Consider the following 10,971-nt stretch of genomic DNA (forward strand, 5'->3'; position numbering starts at 1 on the left):
GGAATTTATGAATTAACCGTTTGTCCTTTTTCTTCTACTTGGATAGCTGCCCCTACACTGGCACCTGCAAGAATGCCCTTTTTCTTACTAGAATTCAGAGAATCCATATAGGTTCGGGTTTCTGCGACTACAATTCCTGATAACCCGAGCAGGGCAATCAGGTTCGGGAAAGCCATCATTGCGTTAAAGATATCTGCCAGCAGCCAAATCGCATCCAGTTTAATGAACGCGCCCCCGGCAACCAGTAGGATGAACAGATAGCGGTATGGCTTAATCCACTTGACCCCAAGCAAATATTCAACACAGCGTTCCCCGTAATAGTTCCAGCCGAGCATGGTGGTGAACGCAAACATAATCAGAATGATTGTGAGCAGTTCTGCCCCCAGCGGGAATGCGCTGGAAAATGCTTGCTGAGTCATCAGGCCCGCATCGGTAGGCCCGCTCCACACACCACTAACCAGTAGCGTCAACCCGGTCATCACACAAATAACCATCGTATCAATAAACACGCCTGTCATGGAAATTAGCCCTTGCTCCGCAGGCCATTTGGTTTTGGCAGCTGCGGCTGCAATCGGTGCGCTTCCCAATCCGGCCTCATTGGCAAAAATACCTCTGGCTACCCCACTTCGCATCGCCAGCATAATCGTAGCTCCGGCAAATCCGCCCGTTGCAGATGTAGTTGAAAATGCCGAATGGAGCACCAGCGCAATTGCGGCAGGAAGTTGGTCAGCAAACCGAATTAGTACGATGAGACAGATCAGTACATACAAGCCTGTTTTAAAAGGAACGACCTTCGTCGATACCTTGGCAATGCTTTTGAGTCCTCCAATAGTAACAAGTCCTGTAAGGATAGCAATAATCAGTGCCGTTACAATGGGCGGAACGCCAAAACTATTTTCAGTCGAAGATACAATCGCTTTGACCTGCGGAAACGTTCCAATCCCGAACAACGCTACCAGCATGCCCGAAAAAGCAAACAGCATCGCCAGCGGTTTAAAACGGCGTCCCAGACCTTTCTCAATATAATACATCGGGCCGCCGGAAAATTGCCCATTCCGATCCTTCACCCGGTATTTTACCGCAAGTACACCTTCCGCATATTTCGTCGCCATCCCAAAAAAGGCTGCAACGACCATCCAGAACAAGGCACCCGGCCCGCCCAGCTTAATGGCTGTCGCTACGCCGACAATACTTCCTGTGCCAACTGTAGCCGCCAACGCTGTACTCAAAGCCGCAAAACTACTTACATCCCCGCTGCCTTCATTCGGGGCCTTACCGATCAGCTTGATCGCCAGGGGCAGGCGGAATACCTGCAGCATCTTCAAACGTATGGTCAGCCACAACCCCGTTCCCATGACAAGAATGATGAGAGGCGCCCCCCATATCCAACTGCTAATCGCTTCTAACACATGTACCAAATTCATTTCAACCCGCTCCTCCAGCATATTAGAAAACAAAAAAGAGTCAAATCCGCTGATTCGACTCCTGGAGAGGTTAAAGGCACGAAAAAATACAACCATCTTGCGCAGGTTTCTGCCTCTAATAGCTTATAAAAAAGCCTAGGGCATTCCCTGTCACAGGTTATTCGCGTCTCTGTCCTTTTGCCTGAGAGTTTAAGCAGATGTTCTCTGCGGTGCACCTTCGGCGCCCAATTAAGGGTCTCTCCAGAGTTCTGTCCGTTTACGGTCCCCGCTTGTTGCTGTAATCAGCCTAAGCACCTGAGAGTTTTGCCCCTTCGGTCGGAACTTTCGTTCCATCTCCCGCAAACATCAACCAGACATATGAAATTTTTATTTATTATACAGAAAACTTTCAGCTTATTACAAGTGAAAAGTTTGTGAAGCCCTCTGAAATATATATTATTATTATGTCTATCAAAAAAGCGGGTACAGCAGATTGCATCCTTAGGATGTCCTCTGCTATACCCGCCCGAGAAAATTTGGAATTACAATTCTTCACCATTGGTTGCTATCACATTTTTATACCAGTTAAATGAGTCCTTTTTGGAGCGTTTGAGCGTTCCGTTACCATCATCATCCAGATCGACGTAAATAAATCCGTAGCGCTTGGACATTTCGGAAGTAGACATGCTCACAAGGTCGATAGGACCCCAGCTGGTGTAACCAATCAGATCAACACCGTCGGCAATCGCTTCCTTCATCTGAACAATATGCTGACGCAAGTAATCAATACGATATGTGTCATGCACAGAACCGTCTTCCTCTACCTTATCATAAGCACCTAGGCCATTTTCCACGATGAACAGTGGCTTTTGGTAGCGGTCATATAACGTATTCAGCGTAACACGCAGACCGATCGGATCAATTTGCCATCCCCAGTCAGAGGACTGTAAATATGGATTTTTCACGCCGCCAATCAGGTTTCCTGCTGCTTTCTCGCCTTCTGGACCTGCAGATACGGTCAAGGTCATGTAGTAGCTGAATGAGATATAATCGACCGTGTTATTTTTTAAAATTTCGGCATCGCCTGGTTCTGTGTGTATAACAACATTATTTTCTTCAAAATAACGATTCATGTAGTTGGAATATTCCCCACGGGCATGCACATCCGTAAAGAACAGGTTCATCTGATTTTCATGCTGGGCTTTCAGTATATCCTCTGGATTACACGTATGTGGGTAGCTTTCCAAACGAGCCAGCATACAGCCGATTTGAGAGCCCGGGATGATCTCATGTCCTCGTTTTGTCGCCAGTGCACTAGCTACAAATTGATGATGCAGTGCTTGATATATCGCTTGCTGCTTGTTTTCTACGCGGTCAATGACCACCCCGCCACCGGTAAACGGACTCATGGTCATTACATTGATTTCATTAAAGGTCAGCCAGTATTTTACTTTATCCTTATAACGCGTGAACACAGTTTCGGCATAATTTACGTAGTGCTGTATAACTTCACGCCCCAGCCAGCCATTATACTTCTGAGTCAAACCCAGCGGTGTCTCATAATGTGACAATGTTACCAGCGGTTCAATACCATATTTGCGCAGCTCATCAAATACATTGTCGTAGAATTGCAGTCCCGCTTCATTCGGCTCGGCATCATAGCCATTCGGGAAAATCCGCGACCAGTTGATGGACATACGAAATACCTTAAAGCCCATTTCCGCGAACAATGCAATATCTTCTTTGTAGTGGTGGAAGAAGTCCACACCTTCACGTTTTGGAAAACGGGCATTGACTTTGCCTGCCAAAATGTCTTCGAGTCGCTCGGACGAAATCTCCATAGCATGATCGTTCTTGCGCTCTGCTTTGGGTACATAGGCAACCATGTCCGCACTGGACAATCCTTTTCCATCTACGTCAAAAGCACCTTCCAATTGGTTGGCTGCGGTTGCCCCGCCCCACAAGAAGTTTTTCGGAAATCCTTTTAGCGTCTTCGTCATGGTATAAAAACCTCTTTCCGTATTTAAGATTTTTACTTTGGTCAAGTAATCCCGTCAAGTGCTGCAAATGTGAATCAATACCTAACGGTAACCGTTCTTCCTTTGAAAAGGATTGACAGATGCTTTAAAATAGACGTAATGCCTTCATAAGCATCCTAATCGTTGTAACGCGTTTCATGTCAAGTATTTTTTCTTATGTGAGGAGAAGCACCATGTCGAATCTTGATCAAATTGCAAAACTGGCGGGCTTTTCCAAAGCTACGGTATCCAGAGTATTAAATCAGTCACCCCATGTCAGTCACGAAACAAGAACTAAGATTTTGAAAATCATGCAGGAATTGGATTATGTTCCTAATCGGAATGCCATTTCTCTATCCAAGGGTCAGACGCTTCAGATCGGTATCATTACTTCAACTATTAATGAAATTGTTCTCGCTTTTCTGGACAGCTTTGTGGAAGTAGCCGGCCAGTATGAATTCCAAACCATTATTTATACTTCGGGAGAAGACAAAAAGAAAGAGCTTCAAGCCTTTGAGGATTTAAAAAGAAAAAGAGTCGATGCGCTGGTCATCATTTCCTGCGTGAATGACACTGATTTTTTGAGTACCTATTGCAAATATGGCCCGATCGTTTCGTGGCAACGAATGGAGCATACCGATATTCGCTCCGTCGCTATGGATCAGTATGAAGGATATATGTTAGCGCTAAAACATTTGATACAAAAAGGCTATACTCGTATAGCCAATGCTTTTGGTCGTCCGAGCAGCATCAATACCCATAGCAGACAACGAGCCTACGAACAGATCATGAGTGAGCACAATCTGCCAGTGTTGCAACACTGGAATCACTCTTCTATTTATAATATCCGTGATGGCGAACAGGTCGTACGGGATTTGTTACAGCGTCGGGAAGAATTCCCAGAGGCTATTTTATGTGCTAACGATTATGTAGCAGTGGGCATTCTCTGCGAAGCACGCAGACAACGGCTGAACGTACCGGAAGATCTGGCGATTGTCGGATTCGATAACACGGAGCTGGCGCATACGATGGGGATTACAACGATTCAAAATCCCATCATGGCTCAAGCACAAAATGCCTTTTTCATGCTTTCCCCTCAGCTGATTGGACGCCAAATGGAGCTTCATTCGCTAGAGTACTGCCTCATTGAACGTACGACCACGTAAGGTAACGATTTACTTGCAAATTAGGCAAAAGGGCCTTGATATGAAATATTTTTTGTCGAATCAGAATAAAATATGTTGAAATCGCTTTTTTTTGTGCTACAATAGCACTATATCGAAGGATTGTGACCGGTGATGCGGGCAATGCCTGAGTTCAATTGAGTGCTATTGCTAACAATAGTGTTGAATTGTGCTTAGGCATTTTTTATTGGTAAAGGATGGGAGGGGGAACTTCAATGATTATTGAGAAGGTGCTCAATAACAACGTCCTATTGACTAAAAACGATAAAGGCAAAGAGGTCATCGTGATGGGAAGAGGTATTTCCTTCAAAAAGGTGGCTGGCGATCAAGTCGATGATGATAAAATAGATAAGATTTTCATGTTAAATGAAAACGAGTTCACGGCTAAACTAACTGAGCTGCTGAACGATATTCCAGTGTCTCATCTGGAGGTCGTGAGTGAAATCGTAAAGCATGCAACGGAAGTACTGGATACGGAGTTAAGCGATAATATTTATTTAACGTTGACCGACCATATTCATTTTGCCATACAACGGCAAGAAAAAGGACTGGCACTCCAAAACGCGATGCTGTATGAAATTAAACGCTTTTACAAAAAAGAATTTGCAGTTGGACTGGATGCTCTCCAAAAAATTGAAAATACGCTCGGAGTAAAATTGGGCGAAGATGAAGCAGGATTTATTGCATTGCATATGGTGAATGCACGGATCGACGGTAACGAAATGAAATCTACACTGAAAATGACTGAGATTGTCCAACATATATTGAACATTATTACGTATCATTACGGAATTGTGCTGGATGAGTCTTCTTTTAGCTATTCGAGATTTTTGACACATTTGCAATATTTTGCGATGCGAGTGATTCGCAAAGAAGTCATTCACAGTGGTGAAGAATTTTTGTACAACCAGGTGAAGCAGACGTATACCGAAGCTTTTGCTTGTGCCCAAAAGATCAATGAGTATCTGGAAAAAACATACGATCAATATTTAAGCAAGGATGAATACGTATATCTAACTATCCATATTCATCGGGTAACTGAGCGTAATAACATATAACACTAAAAACTTCATATCCTCATCGTTCATGGATTGTGACTGGTAAGGCAGGCAAAACCTAAACTGATGGTGAAATCGACGTTCCTCTATAGGAGAGTGCGTAGTTTTCACCACGAGTTTAGGTTTTTCTTGTTTACAAGTTTAAAAAGGTGCACGCCGGCGCATCTTAGCAACAGATGTAAACAGTAAATCCTATCAGTAGCAAGAATAACCCATAAGGAGTTCTGAACATGAGTGATAAAGAACTATCTAAAAAAATAGTGACCCTCGTTGGTGGCGAAGAGAATGTCAATTCGGTATTCCATTGCGCTACACGCTTGAGATTTAAATTAAATGATCGTACAAAAGCAGACAAAGCCGCACTGGAAGCAACCCCTGGTGTCATTACAGTAGTGGAAAGCAGCGGCCAGTTTCAAGTGGTCATCGGTAACAATGTAGGTCAAGTGTTTGAGCATATGATGGCAGAAACGAATTTGCAGGATGCAGACAATCCTAATGCCAAAAAAGAAGAATCTTCCGAAAAAACGAATTTTCTTGGCAAAGCAGTCGATATCATTTCCAGCATTTTTTCTCCCATTCTTGGTGCTCTTGCCGGGGCAGGTTTGCTTAAAGGGCTACTGGCGTTAATTTTATCTTTTCAATGGATTAATGATAAAAGCGGTACGTACCTGATCCTAAGTGCAGCTTCCGACAGTGTTTTCTATTTTCTACCTGTGTTTTTGGCTATTACATCGTCCCGTAAATTTAAGACAAACACCTTTGTATCGGTGGCAATCGCTGGAGCTCTGGTCTATCCAGCAGTTATAACGGCGGTAAGCAACCCAGAAAGATTGGCGTTTTTAGGTATTCCGATCATTCTGATTAATTACAGTTCCAGTGTCATTCCAATTATTCTCGCGGTCTGGGTTCAGTCCTATGTGGAGCGCTGGTTCAATTCCTTTATCCATCAATCGGTTAAAAACATTATCGTGCCGATGCTTTCGCTCCTGGTCGTTATTCCGTTAACATTTCTGGCCTTTGGTCCAGTAGGTAACCTGATCAGTCAGGGCTTGGCAAACGGTTTTACATGGGTATACAATTTAAGCCCACTAATTGCCGGGGCTGTTGCCGGGGCATTCTGGCAAGTGTTTGTTATTTTCGGCGTACACTGGGGCTTCGTTCCAGTCATGCTGTCGAATATTGCAACATTGGGCTATGACACGATGCTTCCGATGCTTACAGCAGCCGTACTTTCTCAGGCTGGTGCAACATTGGGGGTATTCCTGAAATCCCGGAACACTCAGATGAAGGCTTTGGCAGGTTCCTCTACGCTGGCCGCTATTTTTGGGATTACAGAACCAACAATTTATGGAATAACTTTGAAATTGAAAAAGCCGTTCATTTATGCTTGTATTTCCGGAGCAATCGGCGGGGCGATTATCGCTTCTGGCGGAGCGCACGCACAATCCTTTGCATTACCGGGTCTACTGGCGTTGCCGACTTATTTCGGACCTGGATTCTTGTGGGTAGTCATCGGTTTGCTTGTTGCCTTTGTACTTGCAGTTGTATTGGTTATGATTTTGGGCTTTGATGATCCAAAAGAAGAAACTGCAAAAACAGAAGCTGCACCCGTAAAGAAAGAAGTGGCAATCGAGAAAGAAATTCTCGTAAGCCCACTGCAAGGTAAAGTATTGCCTTTGGAACAATCTTCTGATGTTGCTTTTGCTTCAGGTGCTATGGGGAAAGGAATCCTAATTGATCCTACAGAGGGTGTGCTGACATCTCCTGTCAATGGAACGATTACGACAGTATTCCCGACCGGACATGCCATCGGTATTACTTCCAATGACGGAGCAGAAATTCTGATTCACGTGGGTGTTAATACAGTGAAGCTGAAAGGACAATTCTTTGACAAGCGCGTCAAGGAAGGCGATATAGTTAAGCAAGGACAACTGTTGCTTGAATTTGATATCGAGCAAATTAAGGCGGCAGGCTATACTACGGCTACGCCGATTATCGTAACAAATTCCGCTCAATACCTGGATGTGTTGAACACAATGGAAACTGAAGTGAAGCGTGAGGATTACTTGTTGACTGTTGTGGTCTAACGTTTAACTTTCAGACTAGAGCATTTTGCATAAATCCCAGGAGCGTTTTCAAATCAGCAGTATATAGATCGAAACGCTTTAGTTCGTCTATATATTGTACTTACAAGCGTTGGGAATCGAATTATGCAAAATGCTGATTAAAGAAGCTTTCCCCATGGAAAGCTTCTTTTTTTATACATAATGAGACAAGTGTTACAGCGAAAAATGGAAATATCATTTATTGTAAGTGTAAGAATGTAAAAAAAGGAGGATTTCTGTGAAAAAAGGATATATCGCCGGGTTAAGTGTCATTGTGTTGCTTGTCATTGGTATCGCTATTTCAGCTGTAGTTAAATTTCAAGACCTAGAGCAGGTTGTTCAACAAAAAGACAAAGAAATCCAAGCGAGCAAAAGCAATTACCCAGAAATATATGACCACTTGAATGCGGTTACATTTGATGGTTTTAAGAGTTTGATTCAACAGGATCAAAGTGTATTTGTCTATGTCGGCAGACCGAGTTGTGGCGACTGCAATCGGTTTGAGCCTAACTTTAACAAGATGATCGAACAGTATAATCTAGGCTCTAAAATTACTTTTTTGAACGTTCACAAAATCCATAAGGACAAGCCCCAATGGAATAAATTCAAAGAGGATTACAACGTTAAATACACCCCCACCATTGCAGAATTCAGAAACGGCAAGCTGGTTGATAAAATAGAATGGACGCCTAAAAGAGACCTCAGTACAGACGCTGTAAAAGAGTGGCTGACCTCCAAGAAACTTATTTTATAAGTCACTTTTCTATCCATTTCATTACGCACACAAAGAACTGTTTATGCAAAAAAAGGTATTCATTCGTGTAGCGCATGAATACCTTTTTTAGGAATGTACAGGTCATCTAAGCTCTAATAAAAAATAGTTCCTACTACTCTTCACTGCCTTCTGATAAACCTCGTTCGTATCTATCAGTCCCTATATTGTAGACACTTCATAGAGTATGATCGTCAATCGAATCATGGAAATTCATATCGGATAATATCCGTTTCGGATACGATATGTCCGATTTGTGACTCAATGAATTCTAAATCTCCCTCTACTGCCCCTATAAAATGCTTTGTACCGGGTTCTATGACGATGACCTCACCAGGGCTGACTGTCTGTGTCACGCCATTGATAGAGACACTCCCGGTTCCAGAAACTATAGTCCAAACTTCTTTACGAAACTGATGCTCATGATAGCTGATAAATCTCCCATTTGAAATGACCACGCGTTTGGTCACTGTCTGCAATCCACTTGCCGCCTGTTGATGGGATAATACGGTTTGCTTTCCCCAGAAGCGCTCCTCAAAACGCGGGCCGATTTCAATTTCTGCCACCATATCCTTAATTCCTGTTGACGACTGTCGATCCGTAACCAGCACGCCATCTGGACCAGCAACGACAATAATGTCTGGAACATTCCAGATGCTAACCGGAATCTCCAGTTCATTGATGATATGCGAGTCATGTGAAGCTTCTGAAATATATCCCGGGCCACTCAGCTTCGAACTTACTTCCCGTACCAAAGAATCCCATGTGCCCAAGTCTCTCCATTCTCCATGATATGGGAGCACAGAGAGCTTATGAGTATGCTCTACTACCGCAATATCGAAGCTAGTTTTAGGCAAGTCTGCATAATTTGTCGAAAGAGATTCATAGTCGGCTGGTATACCCATTTGCTTCAGAATATCCAACAAAAAGCCTAGTCTAAAAGCAAACACCCCGCAATTCCATAAGGCCCCTTCACGGATCAACGCTTCTGAACGGATCAGATCCGGCTTTTCTACAAATGAACTAACCCTATAATATGGCTGGTCAAGTGAAGGAGAGGCTGAAGGCACGATATATCCGTATTTATCTGAGGGTTCCGTTGGGGCAGCCCCCATTAATGCGATATGGCTTCCTGATTGCTCTAATATCGAAGGAAGCCTACGCAGATGCTCGAAAAATTCATCCCCCGCATACCCGTCCACAGGCATGACCCCTACGATCTCATCGCGTGATGCGCCTGCAACGTCATGCAAGTAGGCCGTAGCCAGAGAAATGGCCGGGAAGGTATCCCGTTGAGTCGGCTCCTCAATCACTATAGCATCTCCGCCAATTTGCCCCCGAATCAGCTCGGCCTGAGTTCCACTCGTTGAAAAATAGGCCTCATCTGCCAAATTCGCCTCATCTAATTGCCTCCATATTCGTTGCAGCATGCTTTCTGGACGTTCATCATGACGTAAAATAGAAAGAAACTGCTTGGGGCGGTTCACATTGGATAAGGGCCATAGACGTTTACCCGAACCTCCAGATAATAAAATCATTCGCAAAGATGCAACCTTCTTCCTCTAAATTAATATTTTTCTTTCATTATAGGACTGTTCGATTTTCGCATTTCTGCCGAATACATAAGTATGTATTATCGTGGAAAATACATACTTATGCAATGTAATTGTATCTTTATCCGTACAGGAGATGTCAGTCATGCCCATAAAAATACTCATCATTGAAGATCAAAAAAGTTTGGCAGATATGATTGCTCTTCATCTGCAGGAGGAAGGCTATCATACCGAACTTATCTATGACTCTAAACTTGCAATTCCTACACTTATGCGTTTTAAGCCCGATATTATTGTGACCGCTCTAATGTTTTCCGGTAAAGTCGAATGTGCGCTGATCAGCCAAATCCGTCAATTTACTACGGTCCCTATGCTGGTCATCTCTAATAACACCCTGCTGAATATAAGAATAAAGGCTCTGGACGACGGAGCAGATGACTTCTTATGCAAACCATTCAGCCTGATAGAGTTAAATGCCCGCATCAAAGCCCTGCTGCGCCGCTGCGGCCCCAACATGCCCATTGAATCGCAAACGGTAACTCAAAAGCTTAAAAAGGTAAGGGTTTGGGTGAATGATTACCGTCATAGCCTGTTAGTCGATGACCAAGAAATAGAAGTCACTCAAATTGAATTTTCCATTATAAAAGAGATGTCCTGCAATCCAGGTAAAGTCTTTACCCGCAGCGAGCTGATGGATCGGATCAAAGGCGGAGATGGCGCTTATCTGGATCGTACCATCGACGTACATATTTCCAGCCTTCGCAAAAAAATAGAACGTGACCCTAAAAATCCTCAGCATATCCGTACCGTCTGGGGCAGAGGCTACAAATATGAGATGTAGCCGTATCATGGCTACCCATTTCCCCACTGAGCAGCTT

General features: G+C 43.7%; 7 protein-coding genes, 1 pseudogene and 1 riboswitch. Of the genes and pseudogenes, 5 read left to right on the plus strand and 3 right to left on the minus strand.

The features are described from left to right. Nucleotides 1-5: 5 nt before the first annotated feature. Both BM358_RS17110 and BM358_RS17115 read right to left on the minus strand, forming a co-directional pair. Nucleotides 6-1,424, minus strand: a complete 1,419-nt coding sequence (locus tag BM358_RS17110) for an alanine/glycine:cation symporter family protein (RefSeq protein ID WP_023989998.1) — start codon at nucleotides 1,422-1,424, stop codon at nucleotides 6-8. Nucleotides 1,425-1,583: 159 nt separating this feature from the next. Further along, a riboswitch (glycine riboswitch) is annotated at nucleotides 1,584-1,678 on the minus strand. Nucleotides 1,679-1,945: 267 nt separating this feature from the next. Continuing rightward, nucleotides 1,946-3,403, minus strand: coding sequence for a glycoside hydrolase family 1 protein (locus tag BM358_RS17115; protein WP_023989999.1), 1,458 nt, complete (start codon nucleotides 3,401-3,403; stop codon nucleotides 1,946-1,948). 212 nt (nucleotides 3,404-3,615) lie between these two features. On the opposite strand from BM358_RS17115, the gene BM358_RS17120 reads away from it, so the two are divergent. The 4 genes from BM358_RS17120 (at nucleotide 3,616) to BM358_RS17135 (ending at nucleotide 8,522) form a co-directional block, all read left to right on the plus strand. Further along, nucleotides 3,616-4,587 carry a LacI family DNA-binding transcriptional regulator gene (locus tag BM358_RS17120; RefSeq protein WP_023990000.1) on the plus strand — a complete coding sequence of 324 codons (972 nt, stop codon included), beginning with the start codon at nucleotides 3,616-3,618 and terminating at the stop codon, nucleotides 4,585-4,587. Nucleotides 4,588-4,820: 233 nt separating this feature from the next. Then, nucleotides 4,821-5,663 (plus strand): BglG family transcription antiterminator LicT, encoded by an 843-nt coding sequence (licT, locus tag BM358_RS17125; protein WP_028541551.1) that lies wholly within the window; start codon nucleotides 4,821-4,823, stop codon nucleotides 5,661-5,663. A gap of 230 nt (nucleotides 5,664-5,893) precedes the next feature. Continuing rightward, a complete protein-coding gene (locus BM358_RS17130; RefSeq protein WP_023990002.1) occupies nucleotides 5,894-7,750 on the plus strand; it encodes a beta-glucoside-specific PTS transporter subunit IIABC in 1,857 nt (618 codons plus the stop codon). Between the two features lie 256 nt (nucleotides 7,751-8,006). Beyond that, on the plus strand, nucleotides 8,007-8,522 hold the full coding sequence (locus BM358_RS17135; RefSeq protein WP_028541550.1) for a thioredoxin family protein: 516 nt from the start codon (nucleotides 8,007-8,009) through the stop codon (nucleotides 8,520-8,522). Between the two features lie 196 nt (nucleotides 8,523-8,718). On the opposite strand, the pseudogene BM358_RS17140 reads toward BM358_RS17135, so the two are convergent. After that, a pseudogene (locus BM358_RS17140) lies at nucleotides 8,719-10,078 on the minus strand (sugar phosphate nucleotidyltransferase). Between the two features lie 160 nt (nucleotides 10,079-10,238). Between BM358_RS17140 and BM358_RS17145 the strand changes: the two are divergent. After that, nucleotides 10,239-10,934 carry a response regulator transcription factor gene (locus BM358_RS17145; RefSeq protein ID WP_023990005.1) on the plus strand — a complete coding sequence of 232 codons (696 nt, stop codon included), beginning with the start codon at nucleotides 10,239-10,241 and terminating at the stop codon, nucleotides 10,932-10,934. Nucleotides 10,935-10,971: the final 37 nt, after the last annotated feature.

Source organism: Paenibacillus sp. cl130, from assembly GCF_900116035.1.
Classification (GTDB): domain Bacteria; phylum Bacillota; class Bacilli; order Paenibacillales; family Paenibacillaceae; genus Paenibacillus; species Paenibacillus polymyxa_B.

What these genes read in the sequence shown, in the direction of transcription:
- BM358_RS17110 (WP_023989998.1), bottom strand. Translation starts at nt 1,424, where the DNA reads ATGAATTTGGTACATGTGTTAGAAGCGATTAGCAGTTGGATATGGGGG.
- BM358_RS17115 (WP_023989999.1), bottom strand. Translation starts at nt 3,403, where the DNA reads ATGACGAAGACGCTAAAAGGATTTCCGAAAAACTTCTTGTGGGGCGGG.
- BM358_RS17120 (WP_023990000.1), top strand. Translation starts at nt 3,616, where the DNA reads ATGTCGAATCTTGATCAAATTGCAAAACTGGCGGGCTTTTCCAAAGCT.
- licT (WP_028541551.1), top strand. Translation starts at nt 4,821, where the DNA reads ATGATTATTGAGAAGGTGCTCAATAACAACGTCCTATTGACTAAAAAC.
- BM358_RS17130 (WP_023990002.1), top strand. Translation starts at nt 5,894, where the DNA reads ATGAGTGATAAAGAACTATCTAAAAAAATAGTGACCCTCGTTGGTGGC.
- BM358_RS17145 (WP_023990005.1), top strand. Translation starts at nt 10,239, where the DNA reads ATGCCCATAAAAATACTCATCATTGAAGATCAAAAAAGTTTGGCAGAT.